19 protein-coding genes and 1 pseudogene are annotated in these 21,150 nt (G+C 49.5%); 9 read left to right on the top strand and 11 right to left on the bottom strand.

Translation table 11 applies throughout. The annotated features are described in order from the left end of the window. Positions 1 to 1,377 carry an exodeoxyribonuclease VII large subunit gene (gene xseA, locus FEK66_RS08875; protein ID WP_131162106.1) on the bottom strand — a complete coding sequence of 459 codons (1,377 nt, stop codon included), beginning with the start codon at positions 1,375 to 1,377 and terminating at the stop codon, positions 1 to 3. Between the two features lie 161 nt (positions 1,378 to 1,538). Here xseA and guaB point away from each other — a divergent pair, with 161 nt between their 5' ends. Both guaB and guaA read left to right on the top strand, forming a co-directional pair. Beyond that, complete coding sequence (gene guaB / locus FEK66_RS08870) at positions 1,539 to 3,005, top strand: IMP dehydrogenase (protein WP_001296289.1); 1,467 nt, start codon at positions 1,539 to 1,541, stop codon at positions 3,003 to 3,005. 68 nt (positions 3,006 to 3,073) lie between these two features. Continuing rightward, positions 3,074 to 4,651: a glutamine-hydrolyzing GMP synthase gene (gene guaA, locus FEK66_RS08865; protein ID WP_000138266.1), complete on the top strand. Its 1,578-nt coding sequence runs from the start codon at positions 3,074 to 3,076 to the stop codon at positions 4,649 to 4,651. 132 nt (positions 4,652 to 4,783) lie between these two features. Here the strand turns inward: guaA and FEK66_RS08860 are convergent, their stop codons facing one another. The 3 genes from FEK66_RS08860 to FEK66_RS08850 all read right to left on the bottom strand — a co-directional run bounded on the left by FEK66_RS08860 (position 4,784) and on the right by FEK66_RS08850 (position 6,361). Then, complete coding sequence (locus FEK66_RS08860) at positions 4,784 to 5,323, bottom strand: DUF5384 family protein (RefSeq protein WP_130207481.1); 540 nt, start codon at positions 5,321 to 5,323, stop codon at positions 4,784 to 4,786. A gap of 15 nt (positions 5,324 to 5,338) precedes the next feature. After that, a complete protein-coding gene (locus tag FEK66_RS08855; RefSeq protein ID WP_165382790.1) occupies positions 5,339 to 5,857 on the bottom strand; it encodes a glycine zipper 2TM domain-containing protein in 519 nt (172 codons plus the stop codon). Between the two features lie 312 nt (positions 5,858 to 6,169). Further along, positions 6,170 to 6,361 carry a YfgG family protein gene (locus FEK66_RS08850; protein ID WP_165383277.1) on the bottom strand — a complete coding sequence of 64 codons (192 nt, stop codon included), beginning with the start codon at positions 6,359 to 6,361 and terminating at the stop codon, positions 6,170 to 6,172. A gap of 28 nt (positions 6,362 to 6,389) precedes the next feature. On the opposite strand from FEK66_RS08850, the gene FEK66_RS25670 reads away from it, so the two are divergent. Both FEK66_RS25670 and FEK66_RS08845 read left to right on the top strand, forming a co-directional pair. Beyond that, on the top strand, positions 6,390 to 6,530 hold the full coding sequence (locus FEK66_RS25670) for a hypothetical protein (RefSeq protein ID WP_167854240.1): 141 nt from the start codon (positions 6,390 to 6,392) through the stop codon (positions 6,528 to 6,530). Positions 6,531 to 6,711: 181 nt separating this feature from the next. Next, positions 6,712 to 8,955, top strand: a complete 2,244-nt coding sequence (locus tag FEK66_RS08845) for a sensor domain-containing phosphodiesterase (protein ID WP_130207477.1) — start codon at positions 6,712 to 6,714, stop codon at positions 8,953 to 8,955. Positions 8,956 to 8,999: 44 nt separating this feature from the next. On the opposite strand, the gene ppx is transcribed toward FEK66_RS08845, so the two are convergent. From ppx to purM, 4 genes are all read right to left on the bottom strand, one after another. Beyond that, complete coding sequence (gene ppx, locus FEK66_RS08840; protein ID WP_130207475.1) at positions 9,000 to 10,541, bottom strand: exopolyphosphatase; 1,542 nt, start codon at positions 10,539 to 10,541, stop codon at positions 9,000 to 9,002. Positions 10,542 to 10,544: 3 nt separating this feature from the next. Next, on the bottom strand, positions 10,545 to 12,611 hold the full coding sequence (gene ppk1 / locus FEK66_RS08835; protein ID WP_130207473.1) for a polyphosphate kinase 1: 2,067 nt from the start codon (positions 12,609 to 12,611) through the stop codon (positions 10,545 to 10,547). Positions 12,612 to 12,783: 172 nt separating this feature from the next. Further along, complete coding sequence (gene purN / locus FEK66_RS08830; RefSeq protein ID WP_130260487.1) at positions 12,784 to 13,425, bottom strand: phosphoribosylglycinamide formyltransferase; 642 nt, start codon at positions 13,423 to 13,425, stop codon at positions 12,784 to 12,786. Beyond that, positions 13,425 to 14,462 carry a phosphoribosylformylglycinamidine cyclo-ligase gene (gene purM / locus FEK66_RS08825; protein ID WP_130207469.1) on the bottom strand — a complete coding sequence of 346 codons (1,038 nt, stop codon included), beginning with the start codon at positions 14,460 to 14,462 and terminating at the stop codon, positions 13,425 to 13,427. The genes purN and purM overlap by 1 nt, the downstream gene beginning before the upstream one ends. A 398-nt stretch (positions 14,463 to 14,860) precedes the next feature. On the opposite strand from purM, the pseudogene FEK66_RS25975 reads away from it, so the two are divergent. Next, positions 14,861 to 14,965 (top strand): annotated as a pseudogene (locus FEK66_RS25975) (family 1 glycosylhydrolase); the annotation flags it as partial. Between the two features lie 19 nt (positions 14,966 to 14,984). Next, on the top strand, positions 14,985 to 15,305 hold the full coding sequence (locus FEK66_RS08815; RefSeq protein ID WP_276606721.1) for a family 1 glycosylhydrolase: 321 nt from the start codon (positions 14,985 to 14,987) through the stop codon (positions 15,303 to 15,305). 30 nt (positions 15,306 to 15,335) lie between these two features. Here FEK66_RS08815 and FEK66_RS08810 read toward each other — a convergent pair whose 3' ends face one another. Next, a complete protein-coding gene (locus FEK66_RS08810) occupies positions 15,336 to 16,112 on the bottom strand; it encodes a hypothetical protein (protein ID WP_130207465.1) in 777 nt (258 codons plus the stop codon). Positions 16,113 to 16,280: 168 nt separating this feature from the next. Between FEK66_RS08810 and upp the strand changes: the two genes are divergently transcribed. The 3 genes from upp (at position 16,281) to FEK66_RS08795 (ending at position 19,082) form a co-directional block, all read left to right on the top strand. Beyond that, positions 16,281 to 16,907 carry a uracil phosphoribosyltransferase gene (gene upp, locus FEK66_RS08805; protein WP_130207463.1) on the top strand — a complete coding sequence of 209 codons (627 nt, stop codon included), beginning with the start codon at positions 16,281 to 16,283 and terminating at the stop codon, positions 16,905 to 16,907. Between the two features lie 88 nt (positions 16,908 to 16,995). Beyond that, on the top strand, positions 16,996 to 18,285 hold the full coding sequence (gene uraA, locus FEK66_RS08800; protein WP_130207461.1) for a uracil permease: 1,290 nt from the start codon (positions 16,996 to 16,998) through the stop codon (positions 18,283 to 18,285). A 95-nt stretch (positions 18,286 to 18,380) separates the two neighbouring features. Continuing rightward, positions 18,381 to 19,082 carry a DnaA inactivator Hda gene (locus tag FEK66_RS08795; protein ID WP_074399451.1) on the top strand — a complete coding sequence of 234 codons (702 nt, stop codon included), beginning with the start codon at positions 18,381 to 18,383 and terminating at the stop codon, positions 19,080 to 19,082. 137 nt (positions 19,083 to 19,219) lie between these two features. Here the strand turns inward: FEK66_RS08795 and arsC are convergent, their stop codons facing one another. Both arsC and bepA read right to left on the bottom strand, forming a co-directional pair. Next, complete coding sequence (gene arsC, locus FEK66_RS08790; RefSeq protein WP_131162103.1) at positions 19,220 to 19,579, bottom strand: arsenate reductase (glutaredoxin); 360 nt, start codon at positions 19,577 to 19,579, stop codon at positions 19,220 to 19,222. A gap of 20 nt (positions 19,580 to 19,599) precedes the next feature. Continuing rightward, entirely contained in the window at positions 19,600 to 21,063 is a 1,464-nt protein-coding gene (gene bepA, locus FEK66_RS08785; RefSeq protein ID WP_130260490.1) for a beta-barrel assembly-enhancing protease, read from the bottom strand. Between the last annotated feature and the right edge of the window lie 87 nt (positions 21,064 to 21,150).

Raw genomic sequence — 21,150 nt, 5'->3', positions numbered from 1 at the left:
CTACGGATTAGCCGCTTTTTTGCGTGGTTTGCGAGTTTTCGTCACGTCACTCACTACGCTTACCACAATGCCATCATCTAAACGCGTGGTCATCGTATCGCCCGCTTTTACCTGTTTCACCTGCTTTAACACCGTGCCATCTGCGGCGCTGGTGACGCTATAGCCGCGCGCCAGCGTTGACAGTGGGCTAACCGCTTCCAGATGCGTCACCGCATTACCGAAACGTTCACGCGTGGCGCTAAGCTGTGCGCGCAGGGTTTCTGCTAAACGATATTCCAGTTGTTGAATGCGCGTTTGCACGCGATGAATCTTCGGCTGTGGATTTTGCTGATTCAGCCGCTGTGTTAACCGCTGCTGCTGTTGTCCGGCTCGTTTAAGCTGATTTTCCAGCGCAAAGCTCATCCGCTTTTGTAGACGTTCGAGTGTAGTCTGCTGACGCGCCAGCCGAAGCTGCGGATGCTGTTGCTGCAAGCGATGATGAATTTGCGTAAAGCGACGCGTGCGGTTGGCGAGATAATAATCCATCGCCATTTCCAGCCGCTGCTGCGCAGACTGCACCTGGCGCAGTAACTCCTGCTGATTACGGCTCACCACTTCAGCGGCAGCCGACGGAGTTGGTGCTCGTAAATCGGCAACGAAATCGGCAATGGTCACATCGGTTTCATGTCCAACGGCACTGACAACCGGAATGCGACTGGCAAAAATTGCCCGCGCCACGCGTTCGTCGTTAAAACTCCATAAATCTTCCAGCGAACCGCCACCGCGCCCGACAATTAACACGTCGCACTCGTTGCGCTGATTCGCCAGCTCAATGGCACGAACGATTTGCCCTGGCGCATCATCACCCTGTACCGCGGTAGGATAAATAATCACTGGCAATGACGGATCGCGACGTTTAAGCACATGCAAAATATCGTGCAGTGCGGCACCTGTTTTTGAGGTGATGACACCTACACAGTGCGCAGGGGAGGGGAGTAGTTTCTTAAGCTCTTGATCGAACAAACCTTCAGCCTGCAATTTCGCTTTGAGTTGTTCGTATTTCTGTTGCAACAAACCTTCACCGGCGGGCTGCATACTTTCGACGATAATCTGATAATCGCCGCGTGGCTCATAGAGTGTAATATTGGCGCGAACCAGCACTTGCTGCCCGTGTTGCGGGCGAAAGGCCACCCGGCGGTTGCTGTTGCGGAACATTGCGCAGCGTACCTGGGCGGTATCATCTTTGAGCGTAAAGTACCAGTGACCGGAAGCCGGTTGCGTGAAGTTAGAAATTTCGCCGCTGATCCACACTTGCCCCATCTCCTGCTCAAGCAGCAAACGGACGGTCTGATTCAGGCGACTAACCGTAAAAATAGCGGGGGATTGAGATGGTAACATGTGAGCGAGATCAAATTCTAAATCAGCAGGTTATTCAATCGATAGTAACGTGCTGACCGGGGAGCGCAAGCATTATTTGCAAAAAGGGGTAGATGCAATCGGTTACGCTCTGTATAATGCCGCGGCAATATTTATTAACCACTCTGGTCGAGATATTGCCCATGCTACGTATCGCTAAAGAAGCTCTGACGTTTGACGACGTTCTCCTCGTTCCTGCTCATTCTACCGTTCTGCCGAATACTGCTGACCTCAGCACTCAGCTGACGAAAACTATTCGTCTGAATATTCCTATGCTTTCCGCAGCAATGGATACCGTAACGGAAGCGCGCCTGGCTATTGCTCTGGCTCAGGAAGGCGGTATCGGCTTTATCCACAAAAACATGTCCATTGAACGCCAGGCGGAAGAAGTTCGCCGCGTGAAAAAACACGAATCTGGCGTGGTGACTGACCCGCAGACTGTTCTGCCAACCACGACGCTGCGTGAAGTGAAAGAACTGACCGAGCGTAACGGCTTTGCTGGCTACCCGGTTGTTACCGAAGAAAACGAACTGGTCGGCATCATCACTGGTCGTGACGTGCGTTTTGTCACCGACCTGAGCCAGCCGGTTAGCGTTTACATGACGCCGAAAGAGCGTCTGGTAACTGTGCGTGAAGGGGAAGCCCGTGAAGTTGTGCTGGCAAAAATGCACGAAAAACGCGTTGAAAAGGCGCTGGTGGTTGATGATGAATTCCACCTGATCGGCATGATCACCGTGAAAGATTTCCAGAAAGCAGAACGTAAACCGAACGCCTGTAAAGACGAACAAGGTCGTCTGCGTGTTGGTGCTGCGGTTGGCGCAGGTGCGGGTAACGAAGAGCGTGTTGATGCGCTGGTTGCCGCAGGCGTTGACGTTCTGCTGATCGACTCCTCTCACGGTCACTCTGAAGGCGTTCTGCAGCGTATCCGTGAAACTCGTGCTAAATATCCGGATCTGCAAATCATCGGCGGCAACGTGGCAACAGCTGCGGGTGCACGCGCTCTGGCAGAAGCCGGTTGCAGCGCGGTCAAAGTCGGTATCGGCCCTGGATCTATCTGTACGACTCGTATCGTTACTGGCGTAGGTGTTCCGCAGATCACTGCCGTTGCTGACGCAGTTGAAGCCCTGGAAGGCACCGGTATTCCGGTTATTGCTGACGGTGGTATTCGCTTCTCCGGCGATATCGCGAAAGCCATCGCCGCAGGTGCAAGCGCGGTGATGGTCGGCTCCATGCTGGCAGGTACTGAAGAATCTCCGGGTGAAATCGAACTCTACCAGGGCCGTTCTTACAAATCTTACCGTGGGATGGGTTCTCTGGGCGCGATGTCCAAAGGTTCCTCTGACCGCTACTTCCAGAGCGACAACGCTGCCGACAAACTGGTGCCGGAAGGTATCGAAGGTCGCGTAGCCTACAAAGGTCGTCTGAAAGAGATCATTCACCAGCAGATGGGCGGCCTGCGCTCCTGTATGGGCCTGACCGGCTGTGGTACTATCGACGAACTGCGTACTAAAGCGGAGTTTGTACGTATCAGCGGTGCGGGTATTCAGGAAAGCCACGTTCACGACGTGACCATCACCAAAGAGTCCCCGAACTACCGTCTGGGCTCCTGATTCTCTTCGCCCGACTTCATGTCGGGCGATTTATATTATCTGTTTCACTTGCCTCGGAATAAGCGTCAATGACGGAAAACATTCATAAGCATCGCATCCTCATTCTGGACTTCGGTTCCCAGTATACTCAACTGGTTGCGCGCCGCGTGCGTGAGCTGGGCGTTTACTGCGAACTGTGGGCGTGGGATGTGACAGAAGCACAAATTCGTGACTTCAATCCAAGCGGCATTATTCTTTCCGGCGGCCCGGAAAGTACCACCGAAGAAAACAGCCCGCGTGCGCCGCAGTATGTCTTTGAAGCAGGCGTACCGGTATTCGGCGTTTGCTATGGCATGCAGACCATGGCAATGCAGCTGGGCGGTCATGTTGAAGCCTCCAACGAACGTGAATTTGGTTATGCGCAGGTTGAAGTTCAAACTGATAGTGCGCTGATTCGTGGTATCGAAGATGCGTTAAGCGCAGATGGCAAGCCGCTGCTTGATGTGTGGATGAGCCACGGCGATAAGGTAACAGCAATTCCTGAAGGCTTTGTTACCGTCGCCAGCACCGAAAGCTGCCCATTTGCCATCATGGCTAACGAAGAAAAACGTTTCTATGGTGTTCAGTTCCACCCGGAAGTGACTCATACTCGTCAGGGTATGCGTATGCTGGAGCGTTTTGTGCGCGATATCTGCCAGTGTGAAGCGCTGTGGACGCCAGCTAAAATTATCGACGACGCTGTAGCCCGCATTCGCGAGCAGGTGGGCGACGATAAAGTGATCCTCGGCCTCTCTGGTGGCGTGGATTCTTCCGTTACCGCGATGCTTCTGCATCGTGCAATCGGTAAAAACCTGACTTGTGTATTTGTCGACAACGGTCTGCTGCGTCTGAATGAAGCTGAACAGGTAATGGATATGTTCGGCGATCGTTTCGGTCTGAACATCATTCACGTTCCGGCAGAAGAGCGTTTCCTGGCAGCGCTGGCTGGCGAAAACGATCCAGAAGCAAAACGTAAAATCATCGGTCGCGTTTTCGTTGAAGTATTCGATGAAGAAGCGCTAAAACTGGAAGACGTGAAGTGGCTGGCGCAGGGCACCATCTACCCTGACGTTATCGAATCTGCGGCGTCTGCAACCGGTAAAGCACACGTCATCAAATCTCACCACAACGTGGGCGGCCTGCCGAAAGAGATGAAGATGGGCCTGGTTGAACCGCTGAAAGAGCTGTTCAAAGACGAAGTGCGTAAGATTGGTCTGGAGCTGGGCCTGCCATACGACATGCTGTACCGTCACCCGTTCCCGGGACCGGGCCTCGGCGTTCGTGTGCTGGGTGAAGTGAAGAAAGAGTACTGCGACCTGCTGCGCCGTGCTGATGCCATCTTCATTGAAGAACTGCGTAAAGCGGATCTGTACGACAAAGTCAGCCAGGCGTTTACTGTCTTCCTGCCGGTACGTTCCGTTGGCGTAATGGGCGATGGTCGTAAGTATGACTGGGTTGTCTCTCTGCGTGCAGTCGAAACCATCGACTTTATGACCGCACACTGGGCACATCTGCCGTACGATTTCCTCGGTCGCGTTTCCAACCGCATTATCAATGAAGTGAACGGTATTTCCCGCGTGGTGTATGACATCAGCGGCAAGCCACCAGCTACCATTGAGTGGGAATGATTTAATTCCTGCACTATGAATGAACAAAACCCTCTGTTGCTACAGAGGGTTTTTTATATTGCGGACTAAAGTCAGCAATATAAAAAAGCCTGTAATCCTCACGAATCATAGGCTTGAAGTGACTGACATCGATTAGTTAAACCAACTGTCCGATTTATTCTCTTCTGCTTTACCCACGCTTTTCATCAAATCGCGACCACCTTCTGTCACATTCCTGTTAGCGTCAGCTTCAGATTGCACGACATCAGTTTGCGCGGCTTTGTGCTTCAGCTCCTGATCGATAAATTCGTTCTCGCGCTTAACGCGGGCTTCTTCTTTCGCCAGCGCCAGTTTTTGTTTCTGAATCTCTAAGCTGCGCAGCTCATCTTCATAACTTTGATCGCGTTTTTTATCCGCAGTGGCTTCGGCGTCCAGTTTATCCTGGCGAGCTTTCTTATCCGCTGCTGCTGCCGCCGCTCTTTTATTGGCGGCGGCCTGAGCGTTTGCGCGACGCTGTTTCTCTTGTTGAATTTCCCTGTTGCGCTCCGCGACCCATTCGTCATGCTGCCTTTGCTCTTCATTTTTACCTTGCTGTTCCGCTTCTGCGACAGCCGAGAGTTGATCCTGCAATGATGAGGCGGCAGCCGGATAGCTTAAGGAGGCTAAGATGGCGCAAAGAAAAACTTTCTTCATGACTCCTCCTGATTATTAGCTCTTTTCAGGACATTTGGTATTTGGCTGAATACGCGTTTCGTTATACGTTGTGGTAATAACGACAGCTAAACCCGTCGTAAACTGGCATTCTTTACCCACCTGTGTGGATGTATACACTTTGGTGCCTTCCTTATAAGTTAAAGAAACACCTTCCACTAAGGTTTTATCATTCACCATAGAACCTGCTGCTGCGCCTACAGCTCCGCCGCCAACTGCACCTGCCGTCGTTCCGGAATTACTGCCAGACCCGACGTTGTGGCCGATAACGCCGCCAGCGACTGCGCCAATAAGTGCGCCGAAGGCTTGTGCGTTCCGTTTATTTTGGGAGTTGTCTACGGCAACTTTTGCGGGAAGAATGGAAATGATATTAACGGTTTTAGTTTCTTGCTTGGTATTCAGTTGATCAGTTTGATAAACATCGGCGGCATGATCGTCAGCATTTGATTGGCATCCTGCCAACATGAATGACGCTAAAATTGCCACAGGCAGAAGACATTTTTTAAATTTCATCACTATTCCTTGTTATATACTTTACGAAAAACAAGACATTTAAGATCATCGAAAGAGGAAAGTAAATGTATAGACTATGAAGGAATAGATTAAATTTATTTATATTCATTGAATAAATATATATGCATTAACGAATAATAAAAACATATATATTATGTCTAATATACATTGCGTCTTATTGCAGAATGATTCGAAATCAGAACAAAGAGGTAAAAATTTAGATAAATAAATGCCTGCCGCTTTGATAACAACAAAGAGCAACCGTATCTGACAGCATTGAGCCGTCTTGTTCAGTAAAGGTGACGAAGGTAACCGCTAACGTTGTACCGGGGATTCGATAGAGAATGTGGATTGCTGAGCTTCTTTTTTGCTCTGATGATGCTGCCAGGCGCCAACGGAGGAGTAGATAAAGCGGCCAAAGAAGAAGAGAAAGCTGATAAGCAATACGATACGAGTCATGCGACTGTTAAATCGGTGTCGTTTTCGCATACTGGTTGGCTGACTCACAAAGGGTTCCTCAAGGTATGTCCATGCCATGGACGGTACTTACATTAAGGCATACCCGGGCGCAATGGTCAATTGTTCATTATGTAAAAAAGCGTCAGTTGATACATATTTTAATGTTATGAAAGTTAATTTAATTATTTACAATAATGATGTAATAATGACAGGTTAACATGATAAACGTAATAATTCATTGAACAGGGTAATTTTGTTTGATATATATCAATTGGAACTTTCATATGACAATTAGAATCAATGCTCCTTAATTGCGATGAATAATCATCCATCGAAGTCAGGTGGGATGCCTGTCTGAATACACCCTTTCAGGATGTAAGGGGTTCTGCTGAGCATCTATGAAACTGAATGCAACTTATATAAATATACGTGATAAATGGTGGGGGCTTCCGCTGATCCTGCCGTCTATAATCTTGCCTGTTTTTGCCCATATAAATACGTACGCACATATTTCTTCTGGTGAAGTTTTTCTCTTTTATCTGCCGCTAGCGCTGATGATCAGTATGATGATGTTTTTTAGCTGGGCAGCATTGCCAGGTATTGCTTTAGGGATTTTTATTCGCAAGTATGCCGAGCTTGGTTTTTATGAAACGCTCTCGTTAACGGTTAATTTCATTATCATTATCATTCTTTGTTGGGGCGGCTACAGGGTGTTTACTCCCCGACGTAACAACGTTTCACATGGCGATACCCGCTTAATTTCCCAGCGCATTTTTTGGCAGATTGTTTTCCCTGCAACGTTGTTTCTGGTGCTCTTCCAGTTTGCGGCGTTTGTAGGTTTACTGGCGAACAGAACAAATCTGGTTGGCGTCATGCCCTTTAATCTGGGAACCTTAATTAATTATCAGGCTTTGCTGGTGGGTAATCTGATAGGCGTCCCGCTTTGCTACTTCATCGTTCGTTCTGTACGAAATCCATTTTATTTGCGAAGCTATTATTCTCAATTAAAACAACAGATTGACAGTAAAGTTACAAAAAAAGAGTTCGCGCTGTGGTTGCTTGCTCTGGGCGCATTGTTATTTCTGCTATGTATGCCTTTAAATGAAAAAAGCACAATTTTCAGCACCAACTATACTTTGTCGTTATTGCTGCCGCTGATGATGTGGGGAGCGATGCGTTATGGCTACAAGCTGATCTCGTTGCTCTGGGCAATAGTGCTGATGATCAGTATCCATAGCTACCAGAATTATATTCCCCTTTATCATGGGTATACCACTCAACTAACCATAACCTCCTCCAGCTATCTGGTATTTTCTTTTATCGTCAATTACATGGCGGTTCTGGCAACGCGTCAACGAGCGGTGACCAAACGCATTCAGCGGCTGGCTTACGTGGACCCGGTTGTTCATCTGCCGAATGTTCGAGCTTTGAATCGCGCGCTGCGTGATGCGCCCTGGTCCGCGCTATGTTTTTTACGCATTCCCGGTATGGAAATGCTGGTAAAGAACTATGGCATCATGCTGCGTATCCAATACAAACAAAAGCTTTCACATTGGCTGGCACCTTTACTGGAACCCGGAGAAGACGTTTATCAGCTTTCTGGCAATGATCTCGCGCTGCGACTGAATACAGAGTCTCACCAGGAGCGCATTATCGCATTGGATAACCATCTTAAGCAGTTTCGTTTCTTTTGGGATGATATGCCATTGCAACCACAGATTGGCGTCAGCTATTGCTATGTCCGTTCACCAGTGAATCATATTTATTTGCTGTTAGGCGAGTTAAGTACGGTTGCTGAACTCTCTATAGTGACTAATGCCCCGGAAAATATGCAGCGTCGCGGAGCAATGTATCTGCAACGAGAATTAAAAGACAAAGTGGCAATGATGAATCGGCTACAGCAGGCGCTTGAGCACGACGATTTTTGCCTTATGGCCCAGCCAATTACTGGAGTGCGCGGCGATATCTATCATGAAATTTTGCTGCGTATGCGAGGGGAGAATGATGAACTCATCAATCCTGATAATTTCTTGCCGGTTGCGCATGAATTTGGCTTATCGTCCAGTATCGACATGTGGGTCATCGAACATACATTGCAATTTATGGCGGAAAATAAAGAGAAAATGCCCGCCCAACGATTTGCGATTAATTTGTCGCCAACTTCAGTTTGTCAGGCCCGCTTTCCTGTTAAAATTAGTAAGTTATTAGCGAAATACCAAATAGAGGCGTGGCAGCTTATCTTTGAAGTCACCGAAAGTAATGCCCTTACCAATGTTAAGCAGGCACAGAATACGTTACAACATCTTCAGGAGTTAGGATGCCAGATTGCTATTGATGATTTCGGCACCGGATACGCAAGTTATGCGCGGCTAAAAAATGTGAATGCCAATTTATTAAAAATTGATGGCAGCTTCATCCGTAATATTGCCTCGAATAGTCTGGATTACCAGATAGTGGCATCGATTTGTCATCTGGCACGAATGAAGAAAATGCAAGTGGTTGCGGAGTATGTTGAAAATGAAGAGATTCGCAAAGCCGTACACTCTTTGGGTATTGATTACCTGCAAGGCTTTTTGATTGGTGAACCGCAGCCGTTAATTGCGATTACGGCTGAAAGAGAACCTGTTCGAGAAAGCGCGTAATTCATTTGGGCCAACGCAACAGGTTGGCCCGTTTTCATTTCATATTAAGCCGCGATTTCCGGCGTGCTTTCTTCTTCAATTTTTAACCGCCAGCCACTCACGCCTTCCCAGTATTCTTGCTCCTTTTCCAGATCAAGCAATACCAGCGCGTTCTGGCTAAACCAGTCATGCGGAAAACGTAACGTCCAGTGGCTATCATCAGTAATCAGAGTCAATGTCGGCGGTGTTGTGGTTGCCTGACGTTGATTGTTAAGTAATACGCCAAGACGCAACAGTTGAATTAACGGCAGGAACTGTTTTTTCTTAAACAGCGTAAAGCGTGGCAAATCGTCGAGCTTAATCGCTTTACGATGATAACGCACCAGCGTCGCCATCATCAGTTGTTGTTCCTGATTAAACCCTGGCAAGTCGCTGTTTTGCAGGATATACGCCGAATGGCGATGAAGGCCGCTATGATTAATGCTTAATCCGACTTCATGCAGCATGGCGGCCCAGCGCAGTAATGCTTCCAGTTGTGGATGCGCCAGCTTCGGTTGCTGTTCCCGCCATTGTTCGTACATTTGCATAGTTGTGTCGAGCACCCGTCGGGCCTGTTCACTATCAATGTGATACTGGTTGGCCAGACTGCTGGCGGTGCGGCTACGCACATCCTGATGGCGGAAACGTCCTTCCATTTCATACAAAACGCCTTCACGCAGCGCCCCGTCAGAAAGCCGCAGTTCACGAATAGCTAAGGCATCAAATACACCACACAAAATAGCCAGACCAGGAACAAAAACTGTTTTACGTTCTTCCGAAAGACCCGGCAAACTTAACGCCGAGAAGTTACGATGCCGTAAAACTTCTTTCACCAGTTTATCGAGGCGCTCTGGTGTGATGATGCCGTCTTTCTCGCCCATTTCCAGCAACACTTCGTGGGCGGCTTTAATGGTGCCGGAAGCCCCCATAGCAACGTTCCAGCCCTGAATACGGAATTGCCAGGTTAATGTTTCCAGTTTTTGTGCAGCCGCCATGCGTGCGCGCTGAAAATTCTCTTTATTGATGACCCCGCCCGGAAAATAAAGCTGGGCAAAGCTAACGCAACCCATCCGGCGGCTTTCGACGAGAATCGGTTCGAAATTTTCTCCAATTACCAGCTCTGTTGAGCCGCCGCCAATATCAATAACCAGTTTGCGACCTTTTTCCGGCTGGGTATGTTCCACACCCATAAAAATCAGACGAGCCTCTTCGTTGCCGGAAATAATTTCAATCGGATAGGGAATAACCTTTTCGGCGCGTTTCAGAAAATCAGTAGCGTTCAGCGCCTGACGCAGTGTATGTGTCCCGACAATGCAGACACTAGAGGGAGAGAAACCTTGCAAGCGCTCGGCAAACAGCGACAGACAGCTTAAACCGCGCGTCATCGCCTCCTCACTCAACATATTATCTGGCCCCAGGCCATCAGCCAGGTGTACCCGTTGTTTCAGGCGGCCAATAATCTGCATGGCGCCATCCACCACACGGGCAATAACCATGTGGAAACTGTTTGAACCAAGATCGACCGCAGCAAACTCCTGCGGGCGAGGGGATTTGTCGTGTATTGGCATAGGTTATTCTGGTTGTTCGAGTGATTTTATGTAGTCGTAGATCGCCAACTGCGCCCGAACTTTCCGGCGATTACCGCGGGGAACGTAGCGATTACTGAGTTCTTTATCGATATAACGTGCTTTCACCGTATCGCTGAACAGAATATCTACGATATCCAGTACCCGCTGCTTCAGGCGCGGGTCGAGCAGCGGCGTTGCCACTTCAATACGATAATCAATGTTGCGCGTCATCCAGTCGGCGGAAGAGAGGTAAACTTTTTTATCGCCACCATTTTCAAAAATATATACCCGATCATGTTCAAGGTAACGGTCAACAATGCTGATAGCACGAATATTGTCGCTAATGCCTTCCAGATTGGGGATCAACGAACACATCCCGCGTACCAGCAGATTTACCGGCACGCCGGAACTGGATGCCGCATACAGACGATCGACCAGTCCTTTATCGACCAGGTTATTCAGTTTCAGAGTAATACCGCTGGGCAGCCCTTGTTGTGCGTTGGCGATCTCGCGATCCACCATTTCATACAACAGACGGCGGGAGTTTTGCGGCGACACCATTAAATAATCAAATGTCACCGGACGGTATGGGTTTTCAATAAAGTTGAACACCCGCCGCACTTCGTTGGTGATGCGCGCATCGGCGGTCAGCAGCGAATAGTCGGTATAAAGACGTGCGGTTTTTTCGTTAAAGTTCCCGGTCCCGATATGCGCGTAACGGACGACTTCACCGTTTTCTTTACGTGAAATCAGGAACAGTTTGGCGTGAATTTTCAGCCCCGGCGCAGAGAAGATAACGTGCACGCCAGCTTCGGTTAGTCGCTTCGCCCAATGAATGTTAGCTTCTTCGTCAAAACGTGCCTGTAGTTCAACCACCACGGTCACTTTCTTGCCGTTGTGCGCTGCGTGGATCATCGAGTCGATGATGCGTGAATCTTTTGCCACACGGTAAATGTTGATTTTAATCGCCAGCACGCTCGGATCGAACGAGGCCTGACGCAACAGTTCCAGTACATGCTCAAAGGTGTGATAAGGGTAATAGAGCAGAACATCGCGTTCGCGAATGGCATCAAAACCGTTGCGGAACTGGGCTTTATCAAACCAGATATGGCGTAAACGCGGCAGTGGTTTGTTAACCAGATTCGCTTTGCCGACATTAGGGAAATTAATAAAGTCTTTAAAATTGTGGTAACGACCGCCAGGGACGATTGAGTCGTAACGGGAAATAGTCAGTTTCTCACGCAACACTTCAACCAGCGCGTTAGGCATATCACGCTGATAAACAAAACGTACTGGCTCTGCGGTTAAACGCTGTTTCAGACTGGAAGACATCAGCTCCATCAGGCTGGCTTCCATCTCGTGTACTAAATCGTATTCGGCGTCGCGGGTCATCTTCATTGAATAGGCATTCAGCGCGTCATAATCAAAGAAGCCTTTGAAGATATCATCAAGGCAGTAACGCAGAATATTATCCAGCAAAATCATTGGCTTGCGTCGACGTGGTGCTTCCGGCGGCAAATTCACAAAGCGCGGAACTTTATCCGATGGGATCTCCAGCAGCGCGTAACGGATGGTATCGCCACGAATAATCTCCACTGCCAGATAGGTATAATCATCTTTCAGAAACTGCACTAAGTCAGTGTCAGGATTGATTAAAATCGGCGTAATGTGCTGACGCAGATACTGCTTAAAATAATGACGCAGCCAGTTTTGTTGATTAACGGAGAGTTGGCGTTCATTAATCAGGAAGATCTGGTTACGCGCCATCTCCAGTAGCAGTTCATTGTAAAGGCCGTCAAATTCCTGATCGGCTTTCAGCACGCGGGATTGAATTTTGCCCAGCAAATGGCGGGAATGAGAGTTAGAACCTTGTTCTTCGCTAATAATGATCCGTCGCTTCAGTTCAGCGAAGCGAACTTTATAGAACTCATCAAGGTTATTGGAATAGATCCCAAGAAAACGCATCCTTTCAATCAGCGGGTTAGATTTGTCCGCCGCTTCCTGAAGCACGCGTTCATTGAACGATAACCAACTGAGCTCTTTCTCGATGTATAGCTTTTCCTGACCCATTACCACTTTTACTCCGTTTTATTCACGGGACACTGCCTGGATATTATGGCGAGCAATGTTGGCAGATGTCCAACTATGCCAGAAAAGGGGGAAAAAAACTGCTGAAGCCTGCGATTTACAGGATAAATGAGAAGCGCCAGCAGTAGCGCTGGCGCTTAAAATATGCGGAAGATTACTCGTCGTCGGCGGCGTAGCCCTGCGGTGGAAGACGCTGATCATCCAGCCACGCGGCGTTTTCATGCATCTTCAGACGACCATCAACAAACCAGCTAATGACCAACGGGTAAATAGCATGTTCCTGAGTTTGCACGCGAGCGGTGATTTCATCTTCCGTATCACCGGCAAAAACCGGAACTTTAGCCTGCAAAATCACCGGGCCGCCGTCCAGCTCATCGGTGACGAAATGCACTGATGTACCGTGTTCTTCATCGCCATTTTCCAGCGCCTGACGATGGGTATGCAAGCCGGGATATTTCGGTAGCAGGGAAGGGTGAATGTTCAGCAAACGCCCGGCGTAGTGGGAAACAAACGCTGGGCTGAGAATGCGCATAAAACCGGCCAGAACTACTACATCGGGTGCGTACATGTCGATTTCGTGCATCAACTCCCGATCATAGTCTTCCCGACTGTCAAATTGGCTGGCAATTAGCGTATGCGTTGCGATACCGGCTTTGCGGGCGCGCTCAAGGCCGAACGCGTCGGCCTTATTGCTGAAAACTGCCCGTAGGGTGCCTTTAATCTTGTTGGTTTTACAGGCATCAATAATTGCCTGCAAATTACTTCCGTTGCCGGAAATAAGCACCACAATATTCATTATTCGATAACCACGCGTTGTTCGGAATCAGAAGCTTTGATGATACCGATTTTCCACGCGTTTTCACCGTTGGCATTGAGCAGGGCGAGAGCTTTGTCCACTTCCGGAGCAGGCAGGGCGATAACCATCCCGACGCCGCAGTTGAAGGTACGATACATTTCATGGCGGCTGACGTTACCTGCCGTTTGCAGCCAGTTGAACACTTCCGGCCACTGCCAGGAGGATTCATCAATCACTGCCTGAGTGTTTTCTGGTAATACGCGAGGAATGTTTTCCCAGAAACCGCCGCCGGTCAGGTGCGCAATGGCGTGAACATCAACCTTTTCAATCAATTCCAGCACTGACTTCACATAAATACGGGTTGGCGCCAGCAGATGATCGGCTAAAGGTTTTCCGTCCAGCTCTGTAGTTTGCGGGTCGCAACCGCTGACTTCGAGAATTTTGCGTACCAGCGAGTAACCGTTCGAGTGCGGGCCGCTGGAGCCGAGCGCAATGAGCACATCGCCGTCGCTAACTTTAGAACCGTCGATGATTTCTGATTTTTCTACCACCCCAACACAGAAACCAGCGACATCGTAATCTTCGCCGTGATACATCCCCGGCATTTCTGCCGTTTCGCCACCCACCAGCGAACAGCCCGATTGCAGACAACCTTCCGCGATGCCGCTAATCACCGCTGAAGCGGTATCAACATCCAGTTTTCCGGTTGCGTAATAGTCGAGGAAAAACAGCGGTTCCGCGCCTTGCACCACCAGGTCATTAACGCACATGGCGACCAGATCAATACCAATGGTGTCGTGACGTTTTAAGTCCATCGCCAGACGTAGCTTGGTGCCTACACCGTCAGTGCCGGAAACCAGTACGGGTTCTCGATATTTTTGCGGCAGCGCGCACAATGCGCCGAATCCACCCAATCCCCCCATCACTTCCGGGCGACGGGTTTTCTTCACAGTCCCCTTGATTCGGTCAACCAGAGCGTTTCCTGCGTCAATATCAACACCGGCATCTTTATAGCTGAGAGAGGTTTTGTCGGTCACTGCTAAGTCTCCACGCGTTTGCGTTAGCAAGAAAAATCGGCGCAATTCTAACAGTCTAAGCAAACGTTTGCGAGCCCATTGTGCATCCATTTTTTAGGGGGTGGATTTTTGCCGTTCGGCCTGAGAACGCGGTCAACTTTGATACTATTCACGAAAATGAAACCGGGTACATTTTTGTCCTTGCATCAGTTGCGTTGAATGCACATGGTGCAACTGAAATCGGTTTCTGTTTTTGCGAAAACGAGAAGTCAGCGTGTCGTTTTACCATTCGGGAAGGATGAGAACGATGGGCATTGCAGCATTTGATATTGGCGACACCGCGCTAAAAATGGGCGGCGCTATCCGTCGCTTCGATAACTTTGCTATGAAAACGTGGCTGATGTAATGACGGCAGGCGTAACCGTAAACTCATCGACTTCTTCGTGCGCTTTGCCCAGGTTGTCTTCACCCATTATCAGCATCCAGTGAAGTACTGGATGACCTTTAACGAGATAAACAACCAGCCAGGTTTCTAACCCATACGTGCATAAATTCTATTGGGGATGGCAGATTGACCCGGTAGGGCTGCGCTATTCGCTGAACTGGTTCTGTGACCACTATCAGCTACAGCTGTTTATCGTAGAGAACGGTTTTGGCTCGATCGACGTGCAGGAAAGCGACGGTACGGTGAACGACCAGTACCGTATTGATTATCTCGCAGCCCATATTAACGAGATGAAAAAACGCTACGGCTTTATTTACGTTGATAAAGATAACGAAGGTAACGGCACGCTAGCACGCAGCCGTAAAAAATCGTTCAACTGGTATAAAGAGGTGATCGTCTCTAACGGCGAGAAGCTGTAATCATGGAACGACCAGCGAAAGCTGGCCGCGTTAGGATGCTTTTTTCTTCGTGCGCCTGGAATTGCGTTCAATCACCTCGTAAATAACCCAGGAACGCGCTATTTTCCTGCCGTTGATCGTCACAATCTCGCTGTTTCCCCCGCCTCTGATGGCGGTTATTTTCTTTTGATTCAGCAGAATATTGACCTCTTTTTTATTATTTGTTTCCAACAGTAGCTGTCCGGTTTGCCTGTCGCTAATCCGATACCACTGCTGTTTTGGTGGCGGTTGAGATGCTCGCCGAAATCGCTGTTTTACTTTTTCAGCGGCAATGGTTACAGCGATGCCTAATGCACCCATTATGGTCAATGACCAGAAGCCAAAGGGGAATCCAAAATAGCCTTTGTGAAGTTTGAACCAGAAGGCGTGGCAAAATTTTACAATTTCGGGGTTGCTTTTCACATAATTGATACAGACAGACTTTCTGTTGCCGGGATTCCAGGATGTATCAATAAATTCTGCTGTTCTTTTGCGTCCACTCGCCTGAAATTCAACGGTGAAGGTATATCGAAAATCGCAATTCGCGTTCCGGCCATGTAGTTTACATAAGCCTTTACTTGCAGCTTCTTCCGGTGAGATGAAACGCACATTGTAAATCGTCGACATCGTCGCAACTGAGTCTTGCCGCATCTGCACTTCATCATAAACCACCCAGCCAGTCCACAGGCTAAAAATCACAAAAGCTGCCTGATAGCTCCGGTATAACACCTTCTCAAAAGTAGAGGCTTCCGCCCACGCTTGCTCTTTTTTACTTTTCCGTTTTTTCATGTCTCGCGCATCCTGGCGCAAAAGCTGATGAGTACTGAGATTTGCTACTCTATTCCTGGCAACCCCGCCTATGCTTGATCAGCATCAAGTAAAAAAATGTTGTCGATGAAAAGAATGGCGGTATAATCCGTCGATTTTTTTTGTGGCTGCCCTCAAAGGAGAAAGAGTATGAAGATCGTGGAAGTCAAACACCCACTCGTCAAACACAAGCTGGGACTGATGCGTGAGCAAGATATCAGCACCAAGCGCTTTCGCGAACTCGCTTCCGAAGTGGGTAGCCTGCTGACTTACGAAGCGACCGCCGACCTCGAAACGGAAAAAGTCACTATCGAAGGTTGGAACGGCCCGGTAGAAATTGACCAGATCAAAGGTAAAAAAATTACCGTGGTGCCAATTCTGCGTGCGGGTCTGGGGATGATGGACGGTGTTCTGGAAAACGTTCCGAGCGCGCGCATCAGCGTAGTCGGTATGTACCGTGATGAAGAAACACTGGAGCCGGTACCGTACTTCCAGAAACTGGTTTCTAACATCGATGAGCGTATGGCGCTGATCGTTGACCCAATGTTGGCAACCGGTGGTTCCGTTATCGCGACCATCGACCTGCTGAAAAAAGCGGGCTGCAGCAGCATTAAAGTGCTGGTGCTGGTGGCTGCGCCAGAAGGTATCGCTGCGCTGGAAAAAGCGCATCCGGACGTCGAGCTGTATACCGCATCGATTGACCAGGGGCTGAATGAGCACGGATACATTATCCCGGGCCTCGGCGATGCTGGTGATAAAATCTTTGGTACGAAATAACGAATAAAAAATAATTAAAGCCGACTTTAAGAGTCGGCTTTTTTTTGAGTAAAGCGCCTATAACACATAATATACAGAGGATAATACTATGACGCGCCGTGCTATCGGGGTGAGTGAAAGACCGCCACTTTTACAGACAATCCCGCTTAGTTTACAACATTTGTTCGCCATGTTTGGTGCAACCGTCCTGGTGCCCGTCTTATTTCATATCAACCCGGCGACCGTACTGTTATTTAACGGTATCGGAACGCTGCTGTATCTCTTCATCTGTAAAGGGAAAATCCCGGCTTATCTTGGTTCGAGCTTTGCCTTTATTTCTCCGGTGTTATTGCTGTTGCCGTTGGGTTATGAAGTCGCGCTGGGCGGCTTTATTATGTGCGGCGTGCTGTTCTGTCTGGTTTCTTTTATTGTGAAGAAAGCAGGGACTGGCTGGCTGGATGTGCTGTTTCCTCCAGCGGCAATGGGGGCAATCGTTGCTGTCATCGGTCTGGAGCTGGCGGGCGTGGCCGCTGGCATGGCTGGCTTACTCCCGACTGAAGGGCAAATGCCAGATTCCAAAACCATCATTATCTCCATTACTACCCTTGCGGTTACGGTTTTAGGTTCCGTTCTGTTCCGCGGTTTCCTGGCGATTATCCCGATTTTGATTGGCGTGTTGGTGGGGTACGCGCTCTCCTTCGCAATGGGTATTGTCGATACCACGCCGATTATTAATGCTCACTGGTTTGCTCTGCCGACCTTTTACACGCCGCGCTTTGAGTGGTTTGCCATTTTGACCATTCTGCCTGCGGCGCTGGTGGTTATTGCCGAACACGTGGGGCATCTGGTGGTAACGGCTAACATCGTGAAAAAAGATCTGCTGCGCGATCCGGGCCTGCACCGTTCCATGTTCGCTAACGGCCTGTCGACCGTTATCTCCGGGTTCTTTGGTTCCACGCCAAACACTACCTACGGGGAAAACATCGGCGTTATGGCGATCACCCGCGTCTACAGTACCTGGGTAATCGGTGGTGCGGCGATCTTCGCCATTCTGCTCTCCTGTGTTGGTAAACTGGCTGCGGCTATCCAGATGATCCCACTGCCGGTGATGGGTGGCGTTTCGCTGCTGCTTTACGGTGTCATTGGCGCTTCTGGTATTCGTGTGCTTATTGAATCGAAAGTGGATTACAACAAAGCACAGAACTTGATCCTGACTTCCGTGATCCTGATCATCGGCGTCAGCGGCGCGAAGGTAAACATCGGTGCGGCAGAACTGAAAGGTATGGCGTTGGCGACCATCGTCGGCATTGGCTTAAGCCTGATCTTTAAATTGATTAGCGTGCTCCGTCCGGAAGAAGTGGTGTTGGATGCAGAAGACGCCGATATAACAGAAAAATAATGTAGCGACCGGGCAGTAATGCTGCCCGGTTCAAACATGATGGAATTCTGTGGTAAACTTCTCGTGATTTTGTGAAATCCCTGGTTGAGGTATCTCTGAACACACCGGCACAGCTCTCTTTGCCACTTTATCTTCCTGACGACGAAACCTTTGCAAGTTTCTGGCCGGGGGATAACTCCTCTTTACTGGCCGCGATGAAAAACGTGCTGCGTCAGGAACATAGCGGTTACATCTATCTCTGGGCACGCGAAGGCGCGGGGCGCAGCCATCTGCTGCACGCGGCTTGCGCGGAATTGTCGCAGCGTGGCGATGCGGTAGGTTATGTCCCGCTGGATAAACGCACCTGGTTTGTTCCGGAAGTGCTCGATGGTATGGAACAACTGTCGCTGGTTTGCATCGACAATATTGAGTGTATTGCTGGCGATGAGTTGTGGGAGATGGCGATTTTCGATCTCTACAATCGGATTCTGGAGTCAGGTAAAACACGGTTGCTGATCACTGGCGATCGTCCACCACGTCAGTTGAATCTGGGGTTACCGGATCTTGCGTCACGTCTCGACTGGGGGCAGATCTACAAGTTGCAGCCACTTTCTGATGAAGACAAATTGCAGGCTTTACAGTTACGCGCCCGTTTGCGTGGTTTTGAACTGCCGGAAGATGTGGGACGTTTCTTGCTGAAGCGGCTCGACAGAGAGATGCGCACGCTATTTATGACGTTGGATCAGCTGGATCGCGCATCGATTACGGCACAACGTAAGTTGACCATTCCGTTTGTGAAAGAGATCCTGAAGCTGTAGACAGGACGTTTATTGTCGGATGCGGCGCGAGCGCCTTATCCGACCTACTCGAATCAAGTTCATTGTATTTGTAGGCCGGATAAGACGCGGCAAGCGTCGCATCCGGCAATATGCCTTAGCTACCGAAGGGGTACATCTTAACCCACGATTTCCAGCACTTGCTCCGGTGGGCGACCAATACGCGCTTTGCCATTCACGACCACAATCGGGCGTTCCATCAGCTTCGGATTATCCACCATCGCCTGAATCAGCGCCTCTTCGCTAAGCGAACTGTCTGCAAGATTCAGCTCTTTATAAAGGTCCTCTTTCTGGCGCATCAGTTCACGGGCGCTATTCATACCCAACATTTTCAGCAAATTACGTAGCGTTGCCGCATCGGCGGGTGTCTCAAGATAGAGCACCACTTCCGGCTCCACACCATTTTCTTTCAGCAGGTTCAGCGTTTCACGGCTCTTTGAGCAGCGTGGGTTGTGGTAGATTTTTACCTGTTTGGTCATTGTTCTTCCTTTAATGCGAATTACATCTTGGTATAAGGCTTAAAGCGTTCCTGCAACTGGCGCAACTGGTCGATGCGCGCATCGTAACGCGCTTGTTGTAGGCTGCCTAATTTCACCTGCGAACTTGCGCTACTTAACAGAGAAATGGCCTGGTCGAGTCGCCCGGCCAGCGCATAACCTTCTGCTCGCGCAGCCAGTTCCTGATCGCGGTTATTTAGCGCGGCCTCCGCCTGTGCCAGCAAATCCCAGCCATTGCTGTCATCTTTATTATTAAAAGTATAGCGATTCAGAATATTGGCCGCTTCCTGCGGTTGACCGCCTTGCAGATACGCGTTTGCCAGGTTGAGCTGCAACACCGGACTGGTGCGTAAATCGCGGGCATTTTTCAGCCTATTGATCGCGTCATTGGCTTTGTGTTGCCCAAGGTCAATATCGGTTGCCAGATCGAGAAACCATGCGTTAGCCGGTTCTGCCGCCAATAATGGCTGAAGCGTTTTCCGTGCTTCATCGAATTTATTGGCTACCATCGCCTGTAAAGCACGGCCATACTGTGCGGCCCGTTGCTGACGAACATTGCCTTTCGCCCATTCATCCAGCAAGTCGCTGGTGAGCTGATTACGTCCGGAATTGTACATCCCTAGAGTACGCGCTTTCGCCAGATAGAAATCTTCTGACGATTGCACCACCATCGGGCGCATCTGATTAGCACGGTTACGAGCATCAGCCAGACGGCTTTCCGGCAACGGGTGAGTCAGCAAAATTTCCGGCGGACGCGAAGAGTAACGCGCTTGATCGAGCAATTTTTCGAGGAAGGTCGGCATCGCCTGCGGATCGAACCCCGAGCGTTGCAGCACCTGAATCCCAATGCGGTCTGCTTCCTGTTCGTTTTGCTGGGTGAAGCTGATCATCCCCTGGCGTGTTCCCGCCAGCGTACCGGTCAGCGCTGCCATTCCCGCCTGCGGGCTGGCCATCGCCAGTAAAATAGAACCTAACGCCCCGACCCAGGTGAGTGGTGCGCTACGTTGCTGATCTTCCATCGCTCGCGCCAGGTGGCGCTGGGTGACGTGGGAGATTTCATGCGCCATAACCGAAGCCAGTTGGCTTTCGTTATCGGAATAACGGAACAGGGCAGAATGCAGCACTACGTTGCCGCCAAAGAAAGCAAAGGCGTTAATTTCGTCGTTATTGATCAGAAAGAAATGGAATGGCGTCTTAACTGAATTGGCATGCGAAACCAGACGCATCCCCAGCGAGTTAATGTATTGCGTTAATAGCGGATCATTAATTAACGGCGCGCTGCCGCGTAACTGGCGAACATAATAGTCGCCCATTTGCATTTCCTGACCAATGGAAAGCGTGCTTCCTGCGGAGGTTCCCATATCCGGCAAGGTGTCTGCGCTATCGGCAAACGCCGGGGCCACCTGACCGAGGGTCACAGCAGCAATGAGGGTAGCAACCAGGTTTTTTTTCAACTGCCTGAACATAACCTCTGTCCTGTATTTCTGGAGATAGTCATTTGACCGATACTGTGAAATATCGTTCCCACCGCGCCGTCTTTGAGTGTAACGGTG

Source organism: Escherichia sp. E1130, assembly GCF_005781065.1.
In the GTDB taxonomy this organism is placed as follows: domain Bacteria; phylum Pseudomonadota; class Gammaproteobacteria; order Enterobacterales; family Enterobacteriaceae; genus Escherichia.
This window is presented reverse-complemented; position numbering and strand designations above follow the sequence as displayed.